This window comes from Streptosporangium sp. H13245, from assembly GCF_055690525.1.
The window spans coordinates 189,006-214,188 of sequence record NZ_JBSZKT010000004.1 but is presented as its reverse complement, the minus strand read 5'-3'; the positions used below and the strand labels follow the sequence as shown (position 1 = coordinate 214,188).

The window sequence follows — 25,183 nt, the reverse complement described above, 5'->3', positions numbered from 1 at the left end:
GCCGCAGAGGCGCAGCACGCCTGAGAAGCTTACCTGAGCCGTGTTCGGTGAGGATTTTCCCGCACGGTTCTGAGAGCCCGCCGCAGTAATGCGGCGGGCTTACCCGTGCTTGTCATATGAGGACGTCGACATTCTCAGGTGCGCCGCCACCCGTACGAGGATCCCGGCTGCCTGTTCTTACGTCACAGCTCGGTGAGTTCGGCTTTCTCGGCTTGGCCAGTGTGAGGTGCCCTGCCTTCGCAAGGTCAGGAAGGTACGGGGAAGGCGGCGGGGCTACGGTGCCCGGCTTTGTCGACGGCCTGTACACCGAAGAAGACATTGTCCTTGGACAGGTCGACGCGCACTTCGGTGACGTCGCCGACCGGGATGACGTGGGTCCAGTCGGGGCTGGTGGTCTCGCGCCAGACGATCTCGTAGCCGGCAAGGTCGGGTTCGGTGCCGCGAGTCCAGATGAGGTCGGTGTCGTTGGTGAGCTGGTCGGTACGGACCTTGACGTCCTTGGGGGTGCCGGGGGCCTGGGCGAGTGACCAGAGGGTCGCGGCGTTGACACGGGTGACGCGGCCGATGTAGGCGAAGTCGCAGAATTCGGGGAGGTCGCCGAACTGTTTGCCGTTCTCGACGCGTACGTCCTGGTGCTGGTGGTCGAAGTTCTCGTTGGGTTCGGTGAAGCGGGCGGCGGGATAGCCCTGTTCGAGGAAGCCGATGTGGTCTCCGCCGCGCAGGTAACGGTCACGGCGGTAGATGATCCGGATGTTCATGCCGGTGGCATCGTTGTCGGCGACGTTCGTGACGAAGCGGGCGAGCTGGCGGGAGGGCGAGTCGTTCTCGCCGCCGACCGAACGGCGGGTGTTCGCCTGGGCGGGGGTCTCGGCAGTGGGCACGCCCTCGGCGAAGAGCCGGACGGTACGGGGATCGCGGGTACCGTCGTCGGCGGTGCTGCTGCCGACGATGTCGTTGGTGAACATCGCCTGCACGTCGGCGGTCGCGGCCTTGTACTGCCCGGCCATGTATCTCGCGCCGTACAGGTTCTGCTCCTCCCCGGCGACGGCCGCGAAGACGATGGTGGCCTTGGGCCGGTGAGTGGCCATGACGCGGGCGAGTTCCATGGCGACGGCCACGCCGGAGGCGTCGTCGTTGGCGCCCGGCGCGTCCGCTGTGGCGTTCATGACGTCGGTGACCCGTGAGTCGTAGTGGCCTGACACCACGTATATCCGGTCGGGGGTGACGGAGCCGCGCAGGGTGGCGACGACGTTGGTGATGGTGGTGGCGGTGGGGATCCGGGTGGCGGGCTGCTGGACGTAGGACTGCAACTCGACGGTCATGTGCCCGCCGGACGCCGCGGCGTACTTCTTCATCTCGGCGAAGATCCAGTCGCGGGCGGCGCCGATACCGCGGTTCGGATCGTCCTGGGCGGAGAGGGTGTGCCTGGTGCCGAAGCTCACGAGCTTGCGGACGGTGGCCTCGATGCGTCGCTCGTCGATGTTTCGTAGCAGGGCGCGTAGTTCGGCGTCGGGGCGCTGCTTGGTGACGGGCCTGCCGGGACCGGCTGGGCGCGCCGAGCCCGCTGCTACAGCCGGGCCTCCGTTGAGGGTCACGCCTGCGGTTACCGCCGCGGCCGCGGAGACAGAGAGGAAGGTACGACGGCTGGCTTTACTGGGGAGTTGAGAATCTTTGTCATCCACATAGTGGGTTTATCCGGACATAGAAACTTTGTCCATCCCACCGGGGTATCGCATCGAGGGAAGGCACCGGTTCGGCACTCGCTCTCCTGTCATGGGTGATCGCCTCCGACCGCGATGAAAGATCAGCGGGCGAGCCGCTGCCGTCGACCGGTCACGCTGGGCGACGTACGGCGACACCGCTTCACACGATCACACGCCACCAGCCCGCATCTACTGTCCGGCCAGGCCGTGAGTTCGCCGACCTGTGCAACGCCGTTCACTCGCGATGAGGTGATCGCGGGTGGAGCCATGGTCGTGATGCGTTCGGAGCACGCTTCCTCGGTGGGTGAGCGGGGAGCCTAGGCTCCCAATCATGAAGCGCTCGACGATCGTGGTGCTTGTGACCATCTGCCTGGGGGGCGCTGCCCTGGTCGCTCTTTTCCTCCGGATGCTTCCCGAGGTGTGTGTCGATGAGGATGACCGGCTCGCCGCCTCCCTGGCCACGCTCAGCATTCTCGATGCTCATCCGGTGACCGCGACGCCCAAGGGGGAACGTGTCTCCGATTGCCACGACGACGGCCGGGTGGTGAATGTCGGGCAGTCCTATCGCGCTTCGGGCCCGGCAGCCGATGTGCTGTCCTTCTATCGAGACGCCGCGATCAGGGATGGCTGGAAGCCCTCTCCGAAGGACGAGGGCGAAGGGGTGAACTGCTTCGCCAAGTCCGTCGGCGGCAGGGACGTCGACCTCTCGGTCTGGTTCCTGGAAGTGGAGAGCGGGAAGTACGGCGACGACTACGAAGTAGCCGTGAGCTCCTCCACGGTGGGTGGGGGCTGGTGTTGACATCAAGACTTCCCGGTCACGGGATATGGACTGACGACAACACTGGCCATTACCAGCACACGTGCGAAAAGTGGCGCTATTAACGGAGGTCGGCAATGAAGCGTTCCAGAGGCGACCCCCGGGACACTTCGTTCATGTACTTGCGGTGTCGGCCGAGGGCTCTACCTCATGACCGCCCTTACCGGCGCATGGGAAAGTCAAAGGCGACGCCGCCGGTCGAACGGTCTGGGGCGAGTTGCCTCTGTCTGCTTCATGAGCACCGCGCCCCCAGCGCTACGCGCTCTCCGTGAGCGGTTCCCCGCCTGGGCGTTCCTCTACAACCCGTTCGCGTACCGGTGGTTCGCCCTCCAGGGCCGTACGACCACGCTTACCGCAGACACCGCCGAGGAACTCGCGGCCCGCGTCGAGCGCTTCCCATCACGCCGCCATCTGACCGGACCTCAACCACGGCGATGACCAACACCATTCACATGATCACACCGGCCTGCCCGATCGAGTGCCTCAGAACGTGCTGTCCGCCAGGGCTACAACCCGCTCACGCAAGCGTGTGGAGCTTCGTTCGACCGGCTCGGTACGGTCGCAGACGTAATGCACATCAGCTCGATCAGAATCGGTGAGATCGAGGTGGCCCCGGTGTTCGTCGGCCTGACCCGCGTTCAGCAGCAACCTGTGAAGTACCAGGTGAGGTCGTCGTGACGGTTGCCGTGCACTCAAAATCATCGGGATTCGCACAGATTCAGAGGTGCCGGACGAGTTCATGGAGATCATGGAACGGATCTATCCCGTCCATCACCCGCCCCGCGAGCTCCACAGCGGACCGGCGTTCCTCCTGGCCGAGCACCTCACCGGGATCACGCTGACCCCACGACTACTGGATGAGTCCACTTACCTGGGCCTCGTCCCCGAGCCCAGGTCGTGGACGAGGCTCAGCCCGTGGTGAGCCGGATCCAGCGAGAACAGTCCTGGGCGTTCGCCGAAGCGGAACAGGCTCAGACAACCCGCTACAAGATCGTAATGAGGCGCGGGTCATCGGAGTGATGTCTAGCCCAGATAATGCTGTGGTGATATTTCGCGGGTTATATGTACCGATCATTTCGTTTGTGGTCGCAGGGGTTTCCGCGTGCTCGGTCATACCTGAGCCATTGATTTCCAAGGTGACCGGAAGAGAGTCCTACCGCGAACCGAGCGAGGCCATGATGCCTACCCTCAAGGAGGGTGACGTGGTCACCGGTACGGTGACCGACGGGACCTACGCCCCCAAGCCGGGTGACGTCATCGCCTTTCTGCCCCCGAAGTCGTGGGGTGGAAGCGGCGGCTACATGATCAAGCGAATTATCGGTGTTCCGGGGAACACGGTCAGTTGCTGCGACCCGCAGCGTCGGATGGTCATTGACGGCAAGCCGGTGGATGAACCGTATGTGACCAACGAGCGGGCTTCGAATTTCATCTTCGAGCCGGTAGTCGTCCCGGAGGGGCGTATCTGGGTTCAAGGCGACAACCGCGATGTCTCTATTGACTCGCGTAGCCACCATCGCATGGGGGTTGACGGCACCGTCCCTGTGTCTAACGTCATCGGCGTCGTCGACGTCAGTACCGCGAGGTAGAACCCGTTCATGAAGCGTTCGACCCCATCGCTCTGAGCCCACGAGCCCACGAGCCCACGAGCCCACGAGCCGACGTGCCGCCCTTCCACCGAGACATCGCGCTCAAGAAGCTCAAGAAGCTCAAGAACGGGTGGAGGCCCTCTCCGGAGGATGACGGTGAAGGGGGGTACTGCTTCGCCAAGTCCGCCGCATGTCGCCGAGGCCGGTGGCATGGCGGATCGCTTTCCGGCTCCGGTGGAGATCGTGAGTGCTCCGGCGGGGCGGAAGGGCGAGAGCGTGATGCTTTCCAGTCGGGCCAGGGGGCTGAGTGTTCGGCGAACTGTTGCTTACGGTGTTCTTTGAGTGCTTCGAGGTAGATCAGGGGAAGCGGAGGATGGTGTGTTTTGAGTCTTCCTGCCTTGGGCTTTACGAACTGGACGTGGCCGCCGACTCGTTTCCAGGTTGATGTCTTACCGGCGGAGCCGATCTACGCCGACCGTGCCTGCGGCCACGATACGTACGGTAAGCAGGTCCGAGCAGCCGGGATCACCTCGATCACCGCCTGCCGCGGCGCTGTACGCCGCTGCGAACCCGTTCTCCACCCCCCGTCGGCCGCGCCGTACGGCTCGATGTGGTGGGGGATGTGCCTCGTAGGTCGAAAACGATCTATGAAGGATCTCCCCAATGCACACAGCAGTCTCTTTCGAGATACATACCCTTAAGTGACTGTTCGGCGTTCGGGCGGGTCGGACAGGTGGTAGGTAAGGGGGGCCGCCGTGACAGCCAGCGACGACCTGGAATACTGGGCGAGGTACGGGTTCAGCGAGGAACTCGTCAGGGCCCTGTTCCAGGGGCTGCGCGTGGGTCTGTACGTGGTCGACCACATGGGGAAGATCCTCCTGGTCAATCCGTATGCCGAGAGGCTGCTCGATCGTCCCGCACGGCAGTTGATCGGGGTCGACCCTCACGACCTGCTGCACCGCAACGCCGACGGTAGCTCGATCCCCCGCGAGGACTGCCAGATTCTGGCCGCCTTTTCCGAAGGGGTGTACGTCCGCAGCGAGGAGGCGTGGTTCACTCGCGGGTCCGGGGGCCTGGTCCCGGTGGGTGTGATGGCGGCCCCGCTTCCGTTGGACGGGGGGAGGAACATGGGCTCGGTGGTCCTGTTCTACGACCTGTCGCGGCACAAGGCCGTGGAGCACGAGCAGGCGGCGGCTCTCGCGGCGCTGGAGAAGCTGACCGACCGGCTGTCGCTGATGGCCGAGACCAGTATCGTGCTGGCCTCCACCCTGAAGGTGGATGAGGCGCTGCGGCGGCTGTCCCGCCTGGTGGTGCCCCGGCTGGCCGACTGGGCGATGATCGACCTGCTCGGCCCCAGCGGCGACGGGGTGGACCGGGTGGCGGTCGTGGTCAAGCAGGGCCGGGACGGTGTCGAGTGCAAGCAGTGGGAGGGGCCGCTTCCGGCCTTTCCTGAGACCTCCCAGACGCCGATGGCGCGGGTGCTGCGCGGCGGCCCCGCGGTGCTGTTCGGCCCTGAGGAGCTGGCCGAGCGAATCGACCAGGAGGAGGGCGGCGTACAGCGGCGGCCGTACGAGGAGCTGGGTGCCCATTCGGTCATCGTCGCGCCGCTGCGTACGCCACGCCGGGTGCTGGGGGCGCTCACCCTGGCCCGTTACGAGACCTCCCTGGTGTACGACTCAGCCGATCTCTCCCTTATCGGGGACATCGCCAGCCGGGCCGGGCTCGCTGTGGACAACGCGGACATGTTCGAGGAGCAACGCCGGTTCGCCTCCTCCACCTCCCACGAGCTCAGAGCGCCGCTCGCCGGTCTCCGTGCCCGGCTTGAGGAGGCGGTGCTCTACCCCGCCGACATCGACCCGCACGAGACCATCAGGAAGGCGCTGGCGGTCACCGACCGGCTGGAGACGATCGTCGACGACCTGCTGGTGATGGCTCGGCTCCGCGCCGGGGGGCCGGTCGCGTACGAGCCGATCGACGTCGGCGCGCTGGTGGTGAAGGAGGTGACGGCCATGGTGGGGGGTGTGCCGGTCCACGTCGACGCGGGCCGGGATGTGAACGTTCTGGGCAACCGGATCCAGCTGATCCGGATCATCGACAACCTCCTGGTCAACGCCCGGCGGCACGCGGACAAAAGGGTCGAGGTCACCGTGGGACGAGTGGAGGGCTCGGCTGTCGTCACCGTGTGTGACGACGGTGCCGGAATCGCGCCGCAGGACCGGGAGTACGTCTTCGAGCGCTTCGTCCGGCTGGACGAGGCCCGGCGCAGGGAGCCGGGAGGCAGCGGGCTCGGCCTGGCCATCTCGCGCGACATCGCCCGCGCCCACAGCGGAACCCTCACGATCGAGAACTCACTGTGTGGTGCCCGGTTCGTCCTCCGGCTTCCGCTGACGGACAGGCTTCCGTAGCCTTCGCGGAACCTCCGGCCGTCCTGGCGCTTCTCGTCGCCTGCCGAGGATTTGGATTCTGTCCATGGAAAGGCGGCGTGAAAGGGCCGACCGGCACGTTTGGCTTCGTCTGGAGTCGGTGACCGTTTCGGTTTGTGCCGCGGGCGATTGGGCGCCGAGATTTTACCGGTGATTCTCCACCTCGACACAGCCGTCCCGGCGTGGAGCGGCCATCCCGGGGTACGCGGAATCGCCACGGAAATCAGGGGGATATCTTCTTGTCATGCCAAACTCTCCTGGAGGCGTAAGCCAGCCAAGGCAACCCGGCGCGGTTCACGTGAACAAAGTGAGGTGTCACGGTCCGATGGCGGTGAAAATGCCCGCTCGTGGTTTTTTCGATATCCGTTTCGGGTAGGTTGAGGCTGCTTTGGTGCGCGACCACAAGGGCTTCGTCAGGTGGCCGATCCTGGGTGGCGCCGAGCGGACAGGGGAGCCCTCCGGATGAAGATCGTCGCGTTGTCCTGCACGCAGAAGCGGCTCCCGTCGCTGACCGACGCGCTGCTTGAGGCGGCGATCACCGGCGTCGTCCGGGAGGTCGGCGACGCGGAGATCCAGCGGATCCGGTTGATCGACCATCGCATCGCGATGTGCGAGGGCGAGGACACCTGCCTTGATCCCGAGGTGGGCCGGTGCACGATCGACGACGACTTCGAGCACGTCGTCGAGCTGGCCGAGGGCGCGCAGGGGATGCTGCTCGCCATGCCGGTGTACGCGGGGAACGTCCCTGCGGTGCTGAAGATCTTCCAGGAACGCCTGAAGAGCTTCATGAACGCCAGGCAGCGCCCGTTCGGCAACCTGACGGTGGGGACGATCGTGCACTCGCGCACGATGCTGACCGAGCCCGCGCTGGGATCGTTGTTCCCGTGGTACCTGCGCCTGAAGAACAAGAACGTGGCGTCGGCGTGCTTCACCCAGAACGATCACCAGGACCTGACCCGCACCGCGGCGTTCGACCTGTGTGTGGCCGTGGGCCGGCAACTCGGCATGACGCTCGACGGCAGCCGGTCACCGGCCAACGACCGTACGACACTGCCGTTGGTTCAACCACCGGCTCGTCCGCGGTGCGGTGACCCGGCCGCCTCCTCTCCCGGAGCTTCCGGAACTCCCGGAGCTTCCGGAACTCCCGGAGCGCTCGGAGCGCCCGGAACCCCCGGAGCGTGAGGAGACTCCGCGCGCCAGGTGCACCCGTCGCCCGCCTGCTCGCACGACACCGTGACGTCCGGTTCCACGTAGCGGGTGGCGATGGCGGTGTTGAGTTCCTGGCAGTACGGGCACGGTGACGTGAACGTCAGCACGACGCCGGCGCGGGCGGCCCGTTTGCGGTACCGGAGGATCCCGCAGTCGGTGTTGCGCAGGACGGTGCCCGAGGGCTGGGGCTCACTGGTCACCGCCGAGTCGTACAGCAACAGCTGACGCTGCAGCCGGGTCATGAAGTGGTCGGTGGCGGACACCCCGGCGGGCCGTTGCGCTCGCAGCAGCTCCGCGGTGATGCGGGAATTCGCCTGGATCCACGCGGCCAGGCCCTCTTCGCCGTGCTCTCCCAGGATGAACTCCTCCGCGGCCGCCTGGGCCTCGAAGAACCGCTGGCGCCACAGGTCGACCTTCTCGGCCGGGTCGAGGGAGGACAGTTCGCCGTTCACGGTCCGGTGTCCCTCTCGGCGGCGCCGTCCAGCTCGGCGAAGACCTCCTGGGCGACGCGCAGCCCGTTGTTGGCGACCGGCCAGCCACCGTAGTAGGCGAGCTGGATGATGATTTCGACGATCTTCTCTCGTGACATCCCGAGGTGCAGGGCGGCACCGATGTGGCCGCGCAGCTCCCAGTCGGTCCGCGCCAGCGTGACCGCGGTCAGCGCGACCAGTTCGCGCTCCTCGACGCTCAGGTGCGGGCGGGTCCAGATCTCGCCGAACAGGTGCTCCACGGTGATCTGCAGGAACTCCGGGTAGGAACCCGGGCGCGGTTCGCGGCCGAAGACCTGCTGGAACATGGCCTCACCCCGCTCATGTCGGGCAGACGGCTGATTCATCGATCAACTCCCTTGTGTTGGCCGAACAGTTGTCAACGTCCACGACGCCACGAAGGCGACGACCAGCAGCCCGGCGCCGCTGCCGAAGGCGGCCGGGACACCCACCCGCTCGGCGATGAGCCCGACGACGACCGGTCCGATCACGGCGCCGACATCGGTGCACATCGAGAAGACGGCGACCCCGCTGCCGGCCCGGCCGGCGACGACGTCACCGATCAGCGCGGCCGGTGCGGCGTTGAGCAGCGCCGATCCCGCCGCGTACACACTGAGCAGGACGACGAGCCAGGCGTACCCGTCCACGAACACCAGGGCCGTGATCGCCGCCGCGGCCACACCGGTACCGGCGATCATGGCGGGCCGGCGGCCGGCCCGATCGACGACCCGGCCGGCCGGCATGATCAGCAGCGACTGGACGGCGGCGGAGATCGTGAACGCCCACCCGACCCACGTCACGTCATGCCGCCACGCCACGATCACCGCGGGGACCAGTGCGCCGCGCAGCCCGAACAGGACCCATCCCTGCGCCAGCGCCGCGAGGCAGGCCACCACGTAGCGCCGGTCCCGCAGCAGGACCGGTAGCCGGACCACGTCACGGCCGGGCTCCGCGCCGGAGGTCCGGCCGGTACGGAGCACCGCCAGTGTCAGTGCCGCGGCGGCCAGCAACAGCACGGCGTACACCACGAACGGCGCGGACAGGGTGATGAGAGCGAGGAGCCCGCTCAGTGCCGGTCCGCAGATCCCGCCGAGCAGGAAGCCCGCTTCGAACACGGCGCCGGCCCGGCCCCGCTGGTCGGGCGGCGCGATCGCCAGGAGTGTCGCCAGCGCGGACACCGAGAACAGCACCGAGCCGACGCCGCCGAGGCCGCGGAACACGAGCAGCTGCCCGTAGGATCCGGCGAACGCCGTCAGGGCCGAGGAGACCGCACAGAGCAGCAGGCCGGAGACCAGGACCCGCCGCTCCCCGAACCGGACTCCGAGCCGGCCGCAGAACGGGCTGGCGGCCAGCCGCATCAGCGCGAACAGGGCGACGAGCGCCCCGACCTGGGTGGGCCCGGCCCCGAATGTCGCCGCGTACACCGGGAGCACCGGGAGCACCAGTCCCAGGCCCAGCATGACGCAGCCACCGACGACACTGAGGACGTAGACCTCGCGGGGGAGACCCGGCTGGGCGGCGGCAACGGGTGGGGCGCTGCCGGGGCCGGCCGCCGTCACTGTCCGATCACAGGATGATGCTGAGCTTTCCGTGCTCGTACAACGTCTCGTGGTCGAGCACCACGACCCGTCTTCGGATCCGGAACGACTCGCCCTCGACGACGAGTTCGAACCGGCATTTTCCGACGTAGGCGTCAGAGCGCCCGTGCCCGAAGCGGTACACGACGACGTTCGCCGCCACGTCGAGGTGCGTGCCCCGGTCGGCCAGGATCTCCACGTTGCTGATCATTCGGTTCGTCCGCGACCGGGGGTTCTCGCACCACACCTCGCCGTTGAGGAGTTGTTCGATCCGCTGGCGGAGCCGGGCGGCGTCGTCGTCGATGAGCCCGAGCGCGTCGGCCGTCCCGTCGCGGACGTCGGTGGCCGGTACCGAGTAGCGGATGTCGCCGGTCAGCATCTCGTCGTACCACTCAAGCAGGCGCCACTCGTCGAGCAGCCGCGCCTCACGGAAAAGGAACTGGCTCACTCGGTGCCACAGCCGCACCTGGGCCGCCTCGTCGACCGTCAGCTCGATGGTCATCGTGGTTCCGCCCCTTGCGTCTCGGCCTGGTGGGCGACTTCGAGGTGACCGTCGTCGCCGTGCATCAGCCGGTCCCACTGCCGCCAGAACTCGCGGGCGGGGAGCTCGTCGGTCGTCTCCGGGACCTCCTTGTTCATGCCGCGCGACAGATCCGAGTAGCGGACCGTGCGGTTGAGGTAACCCCGCTGGCACGACTCGACGATCTCGACGTCGTCGGGGGTGGCGAAGCCCGCGGGGCCGAGGAACGTCAGGTAGTGACTCTTGCGGAGCTCCCGGATGTCCGGATCCTCGTCCTTGGGGGCGAGGGCGACCGAGGTGATGGCCATCTGACCGGCGCCGACCGGGTCGATCTTGCGGATCGTGATCGCGATCGCGTCGATGATCATCAGGTTGGGGAAGATCAGCACCGCGCGGTTGGTGCCGGTGATCCGTTCGGCGCGTTCGGCGCCGAACCGGTCGACGAACCGTGCCGCCGTCGCCTCGATCCTCGGCCGGACCTCGGCGCCGAACATCGGCGTCCAGTAGGCGAGCGGGCGGGCCGCCGCCGGTGGCAGCTCGTTGGCTCCGTGCCCCAGTCCGAGGGCGCAGCCGAAGCCGCCTCGTCGTCGCGGTGGCACCGACCCCAGCGACTCCATGTAGCCGACGTAGCGCTTGTGCAGGGCCCGGAAGTGGTAGATGTCGACGCTGTTCTCCATCATGAGCTTCCAGTTGGCCCGGGCCCCGTGGAGTTGCGCGCCCTGGATCACCTCCATCCCGGCCTCGGACTGGTCGTCGATCAGATCGAGGTACTCCGTCGCACCCGCGAGGTACTCGGTCAGGGTGCGCGGCTGCTCCGGGTCGAAGGTGGCGAACACGAAACCTCGGTAACTGTCACTGCGGTGCCGCGCCAGGCCGAAGTCCGCCTTCCGGAAGCCCGGCCCGTACCCGTCCGGGATCGGGACCCCGACCAGGTCACCCTGGTTGGAGAACGTCCAGTCGTGGTACGGGCACCGGAACGACCTGGTCTGCCCGGCCGGTTGCGAGCAGATCAGGGCCCCGCGGTGGGTGCAGCTGTTCGCGAACACCCGGATCACCCCGTCGGACCCGCGCGCCATGACGACCGGGCGTCCGCCGACGTCGCGTGCCACGTAGGAGCCCGGCTCGGGCACCTCCGACTCGTGTCCGACGTACAGCCAGCAGCGATCGAAGATCCTGGTCATCTCCTGTGCGGCCAGGTCGTCGTCGGTGTAGGCGCGGCGATCCACCCGGAACGAGAGACGCTCAAGATCATCGATCACGATCGGGTCGCCCACCGGCCGCCGCGGGTCGATCGTCACCGCTCCCCCTCTCGCCGCAGCGTCTCGACCGTGCCGACGACCAGCTCGGCCGTGCGCGCGGCGGAGTCGCCGCACTCCGGCCGCGCGGCGCGCAGCCGGGCCCGGTAGTCCCGGGCGGGGTCGAGCAGGTCGGTGACGGCGGCGGCGACCGCCTGCTCGGTGACATTGGCCGGTTCCAACGCCGTCCCGAAGCCCGCGCTGCCCACGAAGTGCGCCTGGACGGGCTGGTCCACGGCCAGCGGGATCACCAGCATCGGGGTCGCCGCCCGGATCGACTCCGCCACCGAGTTGTATCCGCCGTGGGTGACGAACACGTCGGCGCGCTCAAGCACCTCACGTTGCGGCACGTACGGAGCGGTGAGCACCTCGTCGGGCAGCGCGAGCTCCTCGGCGAGGTCTCCCACCGAGGCGATCACCTGCGCACCGGTCGCCGCCGCCCCGATGATCACCGTGCGCAGCAGGTCCGGCCGCCGGTAGAAGATCGTGCCGAAGGAGACGTACACCACCGGGCGGTCGGGGGCGATCCGGTCCAGGCCGGAGAAGGCGACCTCGTCGCCGCGGATCCCCGCCGCGCCCGGCAGCCCGACCAGCCGCACACCGTCGTCGGTGACCCCGTCGTCCCCGACGAGAGCGGGAATCGTCGGCATCAGATTGAGGATCGGCGAACGCGCCGAATGGGTCCGGGCCGACCACAACACCCCGTGCCTGGTCAGGTAGTCGCCGACCTGCTCGTCGTACGCCCAGCGGCCTCGTCGATGCTCGCTCGGGCACACTCCACCCAGGTTGGCCCAGATCATCCCGTACGGCACGCCGGACGCCTGCGCTCCGGCCATGGCCGACGCCGTGACCGGCAGCGAGTCGACGAGCACGAAGTCCGGAGCCGTCTCGCGGAGCGCGTCGGCCGTCTGGTCCGCCACCGGCGACGACTGGAGCATCGGGCCGATCTTCGCCGGGTCGCCGCTCCACGGCGCCATCTCGACCTTCCCGATCGTGTGGACCTCCGCCTTGCCCAGGGCCTGGCGGCGCCGCTCGTCGAGCACGCCGCCGTCCGCGGACAGCAGCAGCAGCGTGACCTCACTGCCTGCGGTTTGGAGCGCGTTGACCACCGGGATGTACGGGTTCAGGTGGCCGTGCTGAGTCGTGGTGAGAAGGGCGACGCGCATCAGATTTCCGATCCATCGAAAGAAGACGACCAAGCCGACTCAAGATTTGGCTCTGGACGCACCACAGCAGCCACTACCGGCGACACCCCCCTGCCTTCAGAAACGTCTTCGGAAACGAGTCGAGACGGCGACACGCGAACGGCGGAACTCCGCTCCCGGACAGGCGAGAACGCCCGGCAGGCGAAAGGGGCCGTTGACGTCCGGTTACTGTTACAAGGCTCTGCGCATTCCCCGCCATCGCTAAGGGAACACCTTGGTCGACGCTATTCGGAACAACCTCGAAAGGGTTCACCACCTGCCTCAGGCAGTTTCGCAAAGCCTGCCGGGATGCGCAATCGGTGCCAACGCCTCGCGGCTGTCAGCTACCACCACTCTGCCGGAGGCAACTTCGTCAAGAACGGCTATGGGACTCCTACGCGGCAGGTGAGCGTCTCTCGACAGGGTCGGTGCCCGTTCGGCAGGCGAGACAGAGGTCACCCAATTTCCTGTCCGTGAAGCATTTTCGAATCGATGTCAAGCCCTCCTTCGCCGGAACTCGCCACCGGTGGTCATGGTTTCTGAGCGGCACGAACGCCCTCTGACGTCCGGTGACGGCGACGTCCGCCGGGGTTACGGACTCCGGTTTCTCCGCCGCCACTTCTCGTGGTCGCGCCAAAGACAAGCGGAGCGAGGCGGCGGGCCCATGTCACATGCTCGGTTTTGGCGTGTGAGGACAGCCGCCACAGCTGCCGGATCTCGTCACACGGAAGAACCGCTCACCTGCGCGGTAGTCCTCCGGAATTCGCCTGAGAAGTGGCGCCCCCGGCCGCGTCGCCTGAACCGCTGGGACGTCCCGTGCGAATTATGTGCGGGACGCTGTCCTTTTGATGTGAGGATTTACAACTGGCGCAGCGCCCGCATGGCGTCCTTCTCGATGTGTGAGAGATCGTGGAGGATGACGCCGGCCTGCTCCAGATACCCCGCGTCGCCGCTCTCTCCGGCCTTCGCGATCAAGGTGGACACGTCCGTCCACAGGACGGCGGCCTCGGCGTACAGCCGGTGACCGGTGCGGAGGTTGGCGTCGTCGACCAGCCGGGCGCACTCGTCGAGGAAGTCGCGATAGAGGGCGCGAAACAGGCCGCCGCCGGTGCCGCCCTTCTCCATGAGGAGGGCGGCCTGCGGCAGGTCCTGCCGCGGCTCGCCGACGCGGAGCAGCCATCCGGGCACCTGTTTACCGGCTTTCTCGATGCCGCGACAGCCCAGGTTCGCGATGGGAGCGGCGAGGAAGGCGTCGGCGCAGTCCCTGATGGCGGGGATGATCTGTTCCTGCCAGGAGGGCGGGTGAGTTGGCAGGGTGATGGTGAAGGATCGGTTCCTGGCGGTCATCGGGCCGCGTTCGGCGCGCGCCATGGCGAGACCGGCCCGGCCGGTGCGCACCGCTCCTCCCTGCTGCGCGGTGTCCACGAGGTAGGCGTCGTGCTCGTCGTAGCCGTACATGGCGACGACGTGACCGCCGAAGTGCACCTTGGAGCGGAAGTAGTCAAGGTGGTAGCAGTCGAGCTGAAGGCCGACCGGCCGACCGGCGTCGATGGGGGCGGCCACGTTCTCCCACGCCTTACGCGGTGAGGTGGTCTCCTTGGCCGTCAGCGTCAGCCCCAGCCTGGCGGCCAGGTTCCTGGTGAGGTCGAAGGGCTTGACGCGGCCTCCGAGGAAGGGGAACGCCATGCCCCTGCTGTCCCAGTAGACGAAGGACAGGCCCGAGCCCAGCCCGAACAGCATGGGTTCGGACAGGTCAAGTCCCTCATGTCGTAACAGCACCCCCAGCGCCGTCGTCTCGCAGTGGTGCGTGCCACGGGCCTCGATGTCCTTCACGATGGTCATGCGTCGCTCTCCTCGGACTGACGCGGTGAACGGTTTGTGGGTAGATCATGAGGTCTCCCACGGGGGGAGAGTCCACCGGCTCCGCGAACTCACGCCGTGTGCCGGTCGCGCCTGACGCCACCGGCGGTCCTCCGCCCCTGGCTACAGCATCTGAGCAGCGCAAACGTTCCGGGCGAGTATCGTTCACGGCTTGTGGCCTCCGGTGGCGGCGACGTCGTCCGGCCAGGGCCCGGTCCCACGACTCGGTGGCGGTACGGCGAGGGAGGGCTCGCGCCTTGACAGGCAAGTGGTGACTTGCCTATAACTGTGCCCGTGGAGGCAGACCCCGACCTGTTCAAGGCCATTGGCGACGCGACGCGACGCATCATCCTGGACGAGCTGACCGACAGGGACGGTCAGACGCTGTTCGAGATCTGCGGCCGGTTGACCATGAAGCACGGCCTGGCCTCCTCGCGCCAGGCCATCTCGCAGCACCTCGCGGTGCTCGAACAGGCCGGACTGGTGCACACCCGGCGGCAGGGCCGGTACAAGTTCCACCACATCGACACGGGCCCGTTGCGCTCGATCGTCGAGCGGTGGCCCATCGACCGAGAGGAACCGAACCCGTGATCCGCATCAACATCACCAGTGTGTTCGTCGACGACCAGGCCAAGGCGCTGGCCTTCTACACCGAGAAGCTGGGGTTCATCAAGAAGACCGACGTGCCCACCGGTGAGGCCCGGTGGCTCACCGTGGTCTCCCCCGCCAGCCCGGACGGTGTCGAGCTGCTGCTGGAGCCGGACGGCCACCCGGCGGCGGGCCCGTTCAAGAAGGCCCTGGTCACCGACGGAATCCCCTTCACCCAGTTCGCCGTCGACGACGTGTACGCCGAGGTCGAGCGGCTCAAGGGGCTGGGCGTCGAGTTCACCCAGGACGCGACCGACTTCGGCCCGGTGGTCACCGCCGTCTTCGACGACACCTGCGGCAACCTGATCCAGCTCGCCGCCATGAAGTAGTCGCCCGCCCCCGCAGGCTCTCCGTGTCCCGCTCGTCAGGGGGGTCGCGATCCACCGATCGGTTGATCGCGACCACCGCCCGGTGGGGGAGGCGGCCCCGCCGGACGGCGACGAGGTCCCGTCCACCGGTCGATGTTGGAACGAGCGCCGCCATAGAAGGGTGGATGTAGCCGGTCGCCGACGGGCCCGAGCCCGAGAGGACACGCACATGCCACCAGTGATCGAAGTACGCAATCTCCACAAGCGCTACGGGGACAACGTCGCGGTCGACGATGTCTCGCTCACCGTTCAGGAGGGCGAGATCCTCGGGATCCTCGGCCCGAACGGCGCGGGCAAGACGACGACCGTGGAGTGCGTCGAGGGCCTCCGGGTGCCGGACCGGGGCGAGATCAAGGTGCTCGGGCTCGATCCCCACCGGGACCACGCCGAGCTGACCCGGCGGCTCGGCGTGCAGTTGCAGGCGGGGCAGATCCAGGAGCGGCTGGAGGTCGCCGAGGCCCTGGAGCTCTACAGCTCCTTCTATCCCAGACCGGCCGACTGGCGTGAGCTGATGGAGGGCCTCGGTCTGGCGAGCAAGGCGAGGACGAGGTACGCCAAGCTGTCCGGTGGCCAGAAGCAGCGGCTCTCCATCGCGCTGGCGCTCGTCGGCAGCCCTCAGGTGGCGATACTCGACGAGCTCACCACCGGCCTCGACCCGCAGGCACGGCGCGACACCTGGGCCCTGATCGAGGGCGTGCGCTCCCGCGGGGTGACGATCGTGCTGGTCACCCACTTTATGGAGGAGGCCGAGCGGCTGTGTGACCGGGTGGCGCTGATCGACGCGGGCCGCGTCGTCACGGTGGACACCCCGGCCGGCCTGACCGAGCGGGCCCGCATCGAGCAGCGGATCCAGTTTCACCCGTCCAGGCAGCTGGACGACGAGCTGCTGACGAGCCTGCCCGGCGTCTCCGGCGTCACCCGCCGGGGCGAGCTGGTCATCGTCACCGGCAACAGCGACGCGCTCACCGCCGTCACCGCCGTACTGGCCCGCAACCAGATCGTGGCCGAACGGCTGCGCGTCGAGCAGGCGAGCCTGGAGGACGCGTTCGTCGAGCTGACCGGGAAGCGCCCCGACGCCACCTCGTGATCCGAGCGGTCCGAGTCATTCGAGCGGTCCGAGTGATCTGAGTCATTCGAGCGACCCCAGCGATCCGAGCGACCCGAGCCGGTCCGAACCGATGCGGTTCCCCCGAGAGGAAGCCATACCCATGTCAGCCCTGAACGCCGCCGTACCCGTCACCGCCAGGCGCGGTTCCGCGACGTGGCGGCTCACCAAAGCCGAGATCAAGCTCTGCGTCCGCGAGAAGACCGGGCCCCTCTGGGGGGTCGGCTTCCCGCTGGTCCTGCTGGTCGTCCTCGGGAACGTCCCCTCCCTGAGGGAGCCCGTCGAGGTCAACGGCGACCTGACGTACTTCGACCTCTACGTGCCGGTCATCATCCTGTTCAACCTGGCGATCCTGGCACTGAGCGCCCTGCCGACGATACTCGCGGGGTACCGGGAGAACGGCGTGCTGCGGCGCATGCGGACCACGCCGGTCGGCCCGGCTCGCGTGCTCGCCGCCCAACTCGTGGCCAACCTCGCCATCGCGCTCGTCGCGGTGATCCTGTTCCTCACCGTGGCCGGGCTCGGCTTCGGCGTCCACCTGCCGCGGAACCTCGCGGCCTTCGCCGTCGGCTGGCTGCTCGCGGCCGCCGCGCTGCTCTCGATCGGCCTGCTGATCACCGCGCTGGCGCCCGGGCGTGGCCCGGCCACGGCGATCGGCACGGTGTTGTTCTTCCCGATGATGTTCTTCGCCGGGCTCTGGGTGCCGATCACGCAGATGCCCCCGCTGCTGCGGAACATCAGCCACTACACCCCGCTCGGCGCGGGCATGCAGGTCTTCCAGGACGCCGCCTACCAGGGTGATTTCCCGTCCGCCCAGCCCTTGCTGACCCTGGCGGGCTACGCGGTCGTGTGCGCGCTCATCGCGGTCCGCTGGTTCCGCTGGGAATAGGGTCCGCCGGTTTCACCGGGAATCGGGAATAGGGTTGGGCCGGAGGGAGAGGGATGTGAGCGGGCAGATGCCAGAGGCGCGGGAACGGCCTCCCCTTCTGCTGGTGACCGTGGTGCCGTACACGCTGCTCGCCGCCCTCGTCGTCTTCAAGGTGATCGCGGGGCACTCGGAGGGCGGCGACTCCCTGCCCGTCGACCTCGGCCTGTGCGGGCTGGCCGCGGGGTGGATGCTCGTCATGTTCACCCTGCGTCCCACCTGGTGGGAGCGGCCACCGCTGATGGGGGTGTTCTTCACCGGCCTGGTGGTGATCACCGCCGTCCTGGTGGCGCGGGACCCCTTGTTCGCGCTGTTCACCCCCGCCGCCTACATCTACGCCTTCACCATCCTCCGCTGGCCGTGGCGGCTGCCGGGCGTGGCCGCCACGGCGGTTGTAGCCGGTACGGCGCAGGCGTCCGACGTACCCAAGACGACCGCCCTCGGCCTGACGATCTTCGTGATCATCGTTGTCGTCAACATCGTCATGATGTGCGGCACCGCCTGGTTCCTCCAGATGGCCGAGCAGGAGAGAGAGCAGCGCCTCCAGGCCCTCGCCGAGCTGAGCCGGACGAACCGGTTGCTGGAGGCGACCCTCGCCGAGAACGCCGGACTGCACGCCCAGCTGCTCGCCCAGGCCAGGGAGGCGGGGGTCCTCGACGAGCGCCAGCGGATGGCTCGCGAGATCCACGACACCCTGGCGCAGGGGCTCACCGGGATCATCACGCAACTCCAGGCCGCCGAGCAGATCCACGAGGTCCCGGCGCAGTGGCACCGCCCCTTCGAGGCCGTGAAGGGGCTGGCGAGGGAGAGCCTGGCGGAGGCCCGGCGCTCGGTCGACGCGCTCCGGCCCGAGCTGCTGGAGACCGCGCGCCTGAGCGACGCGCTCACCGACGTCGCCGGTCGATGGTCGACGTTGCACGGGCTCGCCGTCCAGGTCACGACGACCGGTACGGTACGGCCGATGGCACCGGAGACCGAGTTCGCGCTGCTGCGTACGGCACAGGAGGCGTTGGCCAACGTGGCCAGGCACGCGCACGCGACGAGGGTGGGGGTGACCTTGTCCTACCTGGAACACGAGGTGGCGTTGGACGTGCGTGACGACGGCAGGGGCTTCGATCCCGCGAGTCTCGAAGCCGGAACGGCCGGGAACGGCGCGTCGCGGCCACCGTCCCGAGGCGGGTTCGGCCTGACCATCATGCGACAGCGCGTCGAAGGGCTGTCCGGGAGCCTGCGAATCGAGTCCGAGCCCGGCACCGGCACCGGGATCTCGGCCTGCGTCCCCACCCCGCCGCCCGGGAGCCACACATGACCGACCACACGGCCGAGACCCCGATCCGACTGCTGATCGCGGACGACCATCCCATCGTCAGGGACGGGCTGAGCAGCATGTTCGCCTCCGCGCCCGGATTCGAGGTGCTGGGCGAGGCCGCGGACGGCGCCGCGGCCGTGCGGCTCGCCCAGGAGCTCCGGCCCGATGTGATCCTGATGGACCTGCGCATGCCGGGCATGGACGGGCTGACCGCGATCACCGAGCTGGCCAGGCTCGGCCTCACCGCACGCGTGCTCGTTCTGACCACCTACGACAACGACACCCACGTGCTTCCGGCGATCGAGGCGGGCGCGACCGGCTACCTGCTCAAGGACTCCCCCCGGGAGGAGCTGCTGCGCGGCGCGCGGGCCGCCGCCAGGGGCGAGAGCGTCCTCTCCCCATCGGTGGCGGCGAGACTGATGAACCGGGTCAGAACACCCGCCCCGCAACTGCTCAGCCAGCGGGAACTGGAGGTCCTCGAACTCGTGGCGGCCGGGAACACCAACCGTGAGGCCGCCGCCCGGCTGTTCATCACCGAGGCCACCGTCAAGAGTCACCTTCTGAACATCTACGCCAAGCTCGGCGTGGGGGACCGCGCCGCCGCCGTGGCCGAGGCGTTCAACCGGCGGCTGCTCACCCCCGAGGCGCGGGAGCCGTCCTGATCCGGGGCCCCGGGCCTTCCGGTCGCGGCGCCTTCCGGACCGACCGAACGCGTTCACCGGAGACCGTGCCTATCCTGTCCACATGCCGATCACGGACAAGGAACTGGTCCTCGCAGCAGCGCGATCAGGGGCCGCCGTCGTAAAAGCCATGTACGGTACGTCGCTGACGCGCTTCGAGAAATCCGCGGACGACTTCGCCACCTCCGCCGACCTCGCGGCGGAGAGCGCCGTCCTTGACGTCATCCGCGCCGCCCGGCCGGACGACGCCGTGACGGGCGAGGAGGGCGGGCGCACCGGCCCGGCCGAAGCGGAGCGCATGTGGCTGGTCGACCCCCTGTGCGGCACGCTGAACTACGCCGCGCGCAACCCGCTGGTCGCGGTGAACGTCGCCCTGCGGGTGGGCCGGGACCTCACGGTGGCCGCCTCGGCCGACCCCTTCGCCGACGAGGTGTTCTGGACGGACGGCGAACGCGCCTACGTCCGCCGCGACGACGTGGATGAGGAGCTCACGCCGTCGCCCGAGTCGCGGCTGGTGGACGTCAACCTCGACCCGCCGTTCCCGAACGAGCCGGACTTCCTGGCGGTCCGGCTGCTCGCCGACCCCGGGTTCGCCGAACGGTTCCACACGCGCGTCGTCTCCACCTCTCTGGCGGTGGCCTGGGTCGCCGCCGGTCGGCGGGCCGCGTACGTCACCGACGGTGATGTGCGGGACAACGTGCACTTCGCCGCCGGGATCGCGCTGTGCCTGGCCGCCGGGTGCGTGGTGACGGGCATCCACGGCCAGCCGCCGCACACCGGCGCGGGCGGGCTCGTCGTGTCGGCCGACCGGGAGACGCACGCCGCGTTGCTCGAACTCATCGGCGGGCAGTTCCCTACGGCTCCGTGAGCACCGGACCACGTTGGAAGGGGTGGATGTGGGGCGTTCCTACGTCGTGACGGGAGGCGGTCAGGGCATCGGCCGCGCGATCGTCGAGCGACTCCTCGGAGACGCGGACAACGTCGTCGTCATCGAACTCGACCCCGCGGCGCTTGAGTGGACCCGCGACCACCCGGCCGGTTCCCGGGTGACCGCCGTGGTCGGCGACGCCGCCGACGAGGCCGTCACGGAGCGGGCCGCCGACCTGGCGCAGGCCGCGGGCGTGCTCACCGGCTGGGTGAACAACGCCGCGGTGTTCCGCGACGCCTCGGTGCACACGGTACCGGCACGCGAGATCCTGGATCTCATCGCGCTGAACCTCAACCCCGCCGTCGTCGGGTGCGCCACGGCGATCCGTCGCTTCCTGGCGGCGGGCCGAGGCGGCGCGATCGTCAACGTCTCCTCGCACCAGGCCCAGCGGGCCGTTCGCGGATCCCTGCCGTACGTGACGGCCAAGGCGGCCACCGAGGGACTGACCCGCGCGCTCGCCGTCGACTACGGGCCGATGGGGGTTCGCGTCAACACCGTCGCGCTGGGTTCGATCAACACGGAACGGTACGAGGACTTCCTCGGCAGGCAGGAACCCGCGACGGCCGGGCGGATCCAGGACGAGATGCGCCTGCTCCATCCCCTGGGCAGGGTCGGACGCCCGGAGGAGGTGGCCGCCGCCGTCGCGTACCTGCTGTCGGACGACGCGAGCTTCGTCAACGGGGTGGTCATGCCCGTCGACGGCGGGCGATCGGTGCTCGCACGCGATCCCGAGGAGAGCTGACGGCCGAGGGCCGGATTCCTGGAGGATCGTCGAACCGCGTGCCGGGGACCTCGCCGCCACCGGAAACGGGGAACGCCCCGGCATGTGCGCCGGGGCGTTCGGGGTTGGCGGATTCACCTGGGTGCGCCACCGGGCGTGCCGGGGGGCGTGTGTCTGTCCTGGGTCATGACGACCGGTCCTTGTGTCGTCTCGGCGTCGCCGGGAGTGGCGTCACCCATGGTTTTCGTACGGTGGCGGGTCTTACGGGTGCCCGCGCAGGTGTGCGCGCAGCAGGTTGGGGTCGGTGGTCGTGGTGTAGGCGGCGCTGAGCACGTAGACGTCATCGCCGCGCAGCGCGACGGAGGTGGGGTTCTGGAGCCCGTCACCGGCGTCCAGAACGGTGGTGTGGGTGCCGTCGGGCTGGATGCGGACGACCGTGTTGGGGGCGTTGAGGGCGGCGAGGATCTCGTCGCCGCGGCCGGTGAAGGCGAAGTCGTCGATACCGGCCAGGCCCGATGCCTTGACCTGCGGCGTTCCCGCCCGGTTTCCGGGGCGGATCGGAATGCGCAGGAGGGTACCCCGGTCGAGGTTGGTCACCCACAGCGCGCCACCGCGTACCTTCGCGCCGTTGGCTCCGAGGAAGCCGGTCGAGGCGAGTTCGGGAGCGGTGGACCACGCGGTGGGCGTGCCGCCGGTGACGGGGACGGTCCACACGGTGCCGAGCACCGAGTCGGTGATGTAGAGCTGTTCGCCGTGCCCGTCCAGTGCCAGCCCGTTGGGCAGGCCGTTGGCGGGCAGCGCGGCGATGCGCCGAGGGGCCTGGCCGTGGCGCAGCCGCCACAGCCCGGTCAGGTCGGCCGTGCCGGTCGCGTACAGCACGTACACGGTTCCGTCAGGGGTGCGGGCGATGCCGGTGGCCAGGGGGAAACCGAGGACCGGCGTGTTGACCCCGCCGTCGGCGGGCGCGGGCAGCGTCGCCAGGACGCGCGTCTTGCCCCGGGGGCTGACCTGCGCCACCTGGCGGCTGGCGGCGAAGGTGACGTTCGCCGTGCCGTCGGGGAGCAGGGCGATGTTCTCCGGCATCTGACCCGCGGACAGGTCGAAGTGGGTGGCGATCCGTACGTCCGTCAGCGGCCCCCCGGTAGAGGACGTCACGTTTGTTCTCTCGGCGGACGCCGCGGACATCGCGTGGGTCGGCGTGGCCGTCGTCAGGGCGGCCGCGGCCATCAGGACGGCCGACATGGTGATCTTGATGCTTCGTGCGGACATGGTTCCTTCGCTGTCTTCCGGGTGTTTTTCGGCATGCGGCAGCCGCGGTGCGGCGCCGTGGTCAAGGGAGTGCCTCGGAGGGAGGTCGCGATCGTGCCGCCGACCGGCGGGGGCGGCGACAGGGGTGACCCGGCGGCGGGAGGCCGTGGCGGACATCGCGGACACGGTGGATACGTACGTGCCCGGCGTCCTCAGCCGACGGGGTGGCTCGGGTCGGGTGGTGCGGGGTTCAGGTCAGGGGGGTGTGGGGGTTCGGGTCAGGTGGTGTGAGGGTCGGTGGCGTGTCGCGGCAGGGGCGCCTCCCTCGGCGCGGTGACGTGGGAGAGCAAGGTCAGGGCCGTCGCGGAGGGGGAGCCGGGATCGGCCGTGGCCACCACCAGGGCAGGGCCGTTCCCCTGCGGGCTCTGCAGCGTCTGCTGGGTGACCGTGAGTGTCCCGACCAGGGGGTGGCGCATCTCGTAGTCGGCGACGTCGCAGGCCAGGACCCGGTGGTCGGCCCACATCGCGGCGAACTCCGGACTGCGCATGGTCAGTTCGCCGATCAGTCCGGCCAGCAGTGGATCGTCCGGGTGCCGCCCGGCCGTCAGGCGCAGGTTGCCCACCACGGCCCTGGCCTTGGCGGGCCAGTCGGCGTACAGGTCACGGGTGTGCGCGTCGAGGAACACCAGCCTGGCCATGTTCGGCCGCCGGTTCGGGACGTCCGGGCCGTCCGGGTCGAGATGACCGGCGAACAGCCCGTGACCCTGGCGGTTCCAGGCCAGGACGTCGCCGCGACGGCCGATCACGATGGCGGGTGTGCTCCCCAGGGCCGCCAGCAGGGCGCCGGTCGCCGGGGTGACGTGTTCGGTACGCGGCCGGCCCGCGAGCCCGCCCCGTTTCGGCGCGCCTGCCAGGGCGTGCAGGTGGGCCCGCTCGGACTCGTCCAGTCGCAGGGCGCCCGCTATGGCGTCGAGCACCTCGCGCGAGGCGTTGTGTGACTGGCCCTGCTCCAGGCGGGTGTAGTAGGGCGCGCTGATGCCCGCGAGCATCGCGAGCTCCTCCCGCCGCAGTCCGGGCACCCGGCGTCGTTCGCCGTAGGTCCGGAGCCCGACGTCCTCGGGCCGCAGCTGGCCCCGGCGTGTCTGCAGGAAGTCGGCGAGGTGCCCGTGCTTGCTCATGGAACCGAGTATGCGGGTGGCTGGCGATCCGCGCCTCACCCCGCCGGGGTGAGGCTCCGCGGGGTCTGGCTCACCCGGGCCCGGGTCTCCAGGATGGGCGCCGTCCCCCTCCATCGCCTCCGGGAGAGTCCATGAGCGCCACCTCCGAGCCGCAGAACCCGCTTGCCGGGCTCGACCTGACCCCCTTCGCCTTCACCCGGAGGTGCTGGGTCGACACGACACCGGACTCCGTGTATCGCCTGGTCAGCGACGTGTCACTGATCGAGACGTGGAGTCCGAGCGCCGGTGGGGTGAGCTACGCGCCGGGCGACGGTCCGTGGGTCGGCGCGTGGTTCAGCGGCCGTAACCGCCGGGACGGGCGTGAATGGGTCACCCACTCCGAGGTGGTACGGGCCGATCCGGGCACCGCCTTCGCCTTCGTCGTCGGCGGGGCCGAGCACGGAATCGTGCGCTGGAGCTGGCATTTCCGCGAGCAGGGCAGGGGCAGCGTCGTCCAGCAGTCCTGGCGGCTGCTGCGTACCGATCCGGTCCTGGGTGACACGCGCGAGGACGTCCAGGCGTTGCGCGACCACATGGCCGACAGCGCGGAGTCCACCCTGCTCGCCCTGGCGGAGTGGATCGCCGACCGCCGCCCTCGCTGATGGCACGTCGGGGCCCGCCTGCGAAACCGGGCCCCTCGGGTTTCGGCGAGGGGCGTTTGTGTGTCGTAATGCACGCTCGGCACTATGTGTGCGTTTGTACGCAGAACAGGACTTTTCTTCTGCCTAATGTGAGTGATGTCCGGAGCGCACAGCACCAGAAAAGCGCACCGGGCGCAGGTCGGACAGGTTCTTTCCGAGCATCCTCACTCAAAAGGAAATCCCTCATGCGTAAGCTTCGCAGCATTCTTGCCGGCACGGTCCTGGCCGGCGCTCTGGCGGCCGGTGTCGTCGCCGCCCCCGCCCAGGCCGCCACCACCGACACGGCGTCGGCCGCCCAGGCCCAGTACGAGAAGCACTGGTTCTCCGGCTACTCCAGCTTCGGCGACGACGAGTCGCGCGGCGAGCGCTCGTACTACAAGGGCTACTGGTACTACTCCAAGGGCCGCTACTACTTCGACATCAACACCTGGGACCGCGACCGCGACCGGGAGAACAGCTTCGTCGACTTCTACTACCACGACGACCGCGGCTGGCACAACCGTCGCTTCAACACCGGCGGCCACCAGGAGTGGAAGTTCAGCTACAGCGCCAAGGGTGGCTTCGACGGCTTCCGCGTCCGCATCGGCGAGGGCCGCTCCGGGGACTTCGACTGGGGCAACTACTACCGTCACTCCTTCTAAATCCTCTTATATCGCGATAAAAACCAGCAGAGACGACCGGCGGGGGTGCCGGTCGTCTCTGCTCGCCGGGGGAAATGCCGACGGCCGGAT

24 protein-coding genes are annotated in these 25,183 nt (G+C 68.7%); 15 read left to right on the top strand and 9 right to left on the bottom strand.

Annotated elements, in window-relative coordinates:
• Nucleotides 1–245: 245 nt before the first annotated feature.
• A complete protein-coding gene (locus ACW9TB_RS10755) occupies nucleotides 246–1,595 on the bottom strand; it encodes a M28 family metallopeptidase (RefSeq protein WP_472747820.1) in 1,350 nt (449 codons plus the stop codon).
• A gap of 439 nt (nucleotides 1,596–2,034) precedes the next feature.
• Between ACW9TB_RS10755 and ACW9TB_RS10750 the strand changes: the two genes are divergently transcribed.
• The 5 genes from ACW9TB_RS10750 (at nucleotide 2,035) to ACW9TB_RS10730 (ending at nucleotide 7,711) form a co-directional block, all read left to right on the top strand.
• Nucleotides 2,035–2,502, top strand: coding sequence for a hypothetical protein (locus ACW9TB_RS10750; protein WP_472747819.1), 468 nt, complete (start codon nucleotides 2,035–2,037; stop codon nucleotides 2,500–2,502).
• A 742-nt stretch (nucleotides 2,503–3,244) separates the two neighbouring features.
• On the top strand, nucleotides 3,245–3,442 hold the full coding sequence (locus ACW9TB_RS10745; protein ID WP_472747818.1) for a DUF6461 domain-containing protein: 198 nt from the start codon (nucleotides 3,245–3,247) through the stop codon (nucleotides 3,440–3,442).
• A gap of 121 nt (nucleotides 3,443–3,563) precedes the next feature.
• On the top strand, nucleotides 3,564–4,106 hold the full coding sequence (gene lepB / locus ACW9TB_RS10740) for a signal peptidase I (protein ID WP_472747817.1): 543 nt from the start codon (nucleotides 3,564–3,566) through the stop codon (nucleotides 4,104–4,106).
• Nucleotides 4,107–4,861: 755 nt separating this feature from the next.
• The gene (locus ACW9TB_RS10735) at nucleotides 4,862–6,511 is read left to right on the top strand and encodes an ATP-binding protein (protein ID WP_472747816.1); all 1,650 of its coding nucleotides are present in this window, start codon (nucleotides 4,862–4,864) and stop codon (nucleotides 6,509–6,511) included.
• A 480-nt stretch (nucleotides 6,512–6,991) separates the two neighbouring features.
• Nucleotides 6,992–7,711, top strand: a complete 720-nt coding sequence (locus ACW9TB_RS10730; RefSeq protein ID WP_472747815.1) for a flavodoxin family protein — start codon at nucleotides 6,992–6,994, stop codon at nucleotides 7,709–7,711.
• 475 nt (nucleotides 7,712–8,186) lie between these two features.
• On the opposite strand, the gene ACW9TB_RS10725 is transcribed toward ACW9TB_RS10730, so the two are convergent.
• The 6 genes from ACW9TB_RS10725 to ACW9TB_RS10700 all read right to left on the bottom strand — a co-directional run bounded on the left by ACW9TB_RS10725 (nucleotide 8,187) and on the right by ACW9TB_RS10700 (nucleotide 14,644).
• Nucleotides 8,187–8,573 carry a carboxymuconolactone decarboxylase family protein gene (locus ACW9TB_RS10725; RefSeq protein ID WP_472747814.1) on the bottom strand — a complete coding sequence of 129 codons (387 nt, stop codon included), beginning with the start codon at nucleotides 8,571–8,573 and terminating at the stop codon, nucleotides 8,187–8,189.
• Nucleotides 8,574–8,576: 3 nt separating this feature from the next.
• Complete coding sequence (locus ACW9TB_RS10720; RefSeq protein WP_472747813.1) at nucleotides 8,577–9,785, bottom strand: MFS transporter; 1,209 nt, start codon at nucleotides 9,783–9,785, stop codon at nucleotides 8,577–8,579.
• Nucleotides 9,786–9,792: 7 nt separating this feature from the next.
• On the bottom strand, nucleotides 9,793–10,305 hold the full coding sequence (locus tag ACW9TB_RS10715) for an aromatic-ring-hydroxylating dioxygenase subunit beta (RefSeq protein ID WP_472747812.1): 513 nt from the start codon (nucleotides 10,303–10,305) through the stop codon (nucleotides 9,793–9,795).
• Entirely contained in the window at nucleotides 10,302–11,621 is a 1,320-nt protein-coding gene (locus tag ACW9TB_RS10710) for an aromatic ring-hydroxylating oxygenase subunit alpha (protein WP_472747811.1), read from the bottom strand. The genes ACW9TB_RS10715 and ACW9TB_RS10710 overlap by 4 nt, the downstream gene beginning before the upstream one ends.
• A complete protein-coding gene (locus ACW9TB_RS10705; protein WP_472747810.1) occupies nucleotides 11,618–12,784 on the bottom strand; it encodes a glycosyltransferase in 1,167 nt (388 codons plus the stop codon). The genes ACW9TB_RS10710 and ACW9TB_RS10705 overlap by 4 nt, the downstream gene beginning before the upstream one ends.
• 876 nt (nucleotides 12,785–13,660) lie before the next feature.
• A complete protein-coding gene (locus ACW9TB_RS10700; protein ID WP_472747809.1) occupies nucleotides 13,661–14,644 on the bottom strand; it encodes a BtrH N-terminal domain-containing protein in 984 nt (327 codons plus the stop codon).
• 312 nt (nucleotides 14,645–14,956) lie between these two features.
• On the opposite strand from ACW9TB_RS10700, the gene ACW9TB_RS10695 reads away from it, so the two are divergent.
• From ACW9TB_RS10695 to ACW9TB_RS10660, 8 genes are all read left to right on the top strand, one after another.
• Entirely contained in the window at nucleotides 14,957–15,253 is a 297-nt protein-coding gene (locus tag ACW9TB_RS10695; RefSeq protein ID WP_472747808.1) for an ArsR/SmtB family transcription factor, read from the top strand.
• The gene (locus ACW9TB_RS10690; RefSeq protein WP_472747971.1) at nucleotides 15,253–15,639 is read left to right on the top strand and encodes a VOC family protein; all 387 of its coding nucleotides are present in this window, start codon (nucleotides 15,253–15,255) and stop codon (nucleotides 15,637–15,639) included. The genes ACW9TB_RS10695 and ACW9TB_RS10690 overlap by 1 nt, the downstream gene beginning before the upstream one ends.
• 208 nt (nucleotides 15,640–15,847) lie before the next feature.
• Nucleotides 15,848–16,765, top strand: coding sequence for an ABC transporter ATP-binding protein (locus tag ACW9TB_RS10685; protein WP_472747807.1), 918 nt, complete (start codon nucleotides 15,848–15,850; stop codon nucleotides 16,763–16,765).
• Nucleotides 16,766–16,886: 121 nt separating this feature from the next.
• Nucleotides 16,887–17,672 (top strand): ABC transporter permease, encoded by a 786-nt coding sequence (locus ACW9TB_RS10680; protein WP_472747806.1) that lies wholly within the window; start codon nucleotides 16,887–16,889, stop codon nucleotides 17,670–17,672.
• A 55-nt stretch (nucleotides 17,673–17,727) separates the two neighbouring features.
• The gene (locus ACW9TB_RS10675) at nucleotides 17,728–19,017 is read left to right on the top strand and encodes a sensor histidine kinase (protein WP_472747805.1); all 1,290 of its coding nucleotides are present in this window, start codon (nucleotides 17,728–17,730) and stop codon (nucleotides 19,015–19,017) included.
• Nucleotides 19,014–19,679 carry a response regulator gene (locus ACW9TB_RS10670; protein WP_472747804.1) on the top strand — a complete coding sequence of 222 codons (666 nt, stop codon included), beginning with the start codon at nucleotides 19,014–19,016 and terminating at the stop codon, nucleotides 19,677–19,679. The genes ACW9TB_RS10675 and ACW9TB_RS10670 overlap by 4 nt, the downstream gene beginning before the upstream one ends.
• Before the next feature lie 82 nt (nucleotides 19,680–19,761).
• A complete protein-coding gene (locus tag ACW9TB_RS10665) occupies nucleotides 19,762–20,565 on the top strand; it encodes an inositol monophosphatase family protein (protein WP_472747803.1) in 804 nt (267 codons plus the stop codon).
• Between the two features lie 28 nt (nucleotides 20,566–20,593).
• Entirely contained in the window at nucleotides 20,594–21,367 is a 774-nt protein-coding gene (locus ACW9TB_RS10660; RefSeq protein ID WP_472747802.1) for an SDR family NAD(P)-dependent oxidoreductase, read from the top strand.
• Nucleotides 21,368–21,607: 240 nt separating this feature from the next.
• Here the strand turns inward: ACW9TB_RS10660 and ACW9TB_RS10655 are convergent, their stop codons facing one another.
• Complete coding sequence (locus tag ACW9TB_RS10655; protein WP_472747801.1) at nucleotides 21,608–22,615, bottom strand: SMP-30/gluconolactonase/LRE family protein; 1,008 nt, start codon at nucleotides 22,613–22,615, stop codon at nucleotides 21,608–21,610.
• A 257-nt stretch (nucleotides 22,616–22,872) separates the two neighbouring features.
• Nucleotides 22,873–23,772: a helix-turn-helix domain-containing protein gene (locus ACW9TB_RS10650; RefSeq protein ID WP_472747800.1), complete on the bottom strand. Its 900-nt coding sequence runs from the start codon at nucleotides 23,770–23,772 to the stop codon at nucleotides 22,873–22,875.
• A 131-nt stretch (nucleotides 23,773–23,903) separates the two neighbouring features.
• Between ACW9TB_RS10650 and ACW9TB_RS10645 the strand changes: the two genes are divergently transcribed.
• The gene (locus ACW9TB_RS10645; RefSeq protein WP_472747799.1) at nucleotides 23,904–24,413 is read left to right on the top strand and encodes an SRPBCC family protein; all 510 of its coding nucleotides are present in this window, start codon (nucleotides 23,904–23,906) and stop codon (nucleotides 24,411–24,413) included.
• A gap of 224 nt (nucleotides 24,414–24,637) precedes the next feature.
• On the top strand, nucleotides 24,638–25,093 hold the full coding sequence (locus tag ACW9TB_RS10640; RefSeq protein WP_472747798.1) for a hypothetical protein: 456 nt from the start codon (nucleotides 24,638–24,640) through the stop codon (nucleotides 25,091–25,093).
• The last annotated feature ends 90 nt before the right edge of the window (nucleotides 25,094–25,183 follow it).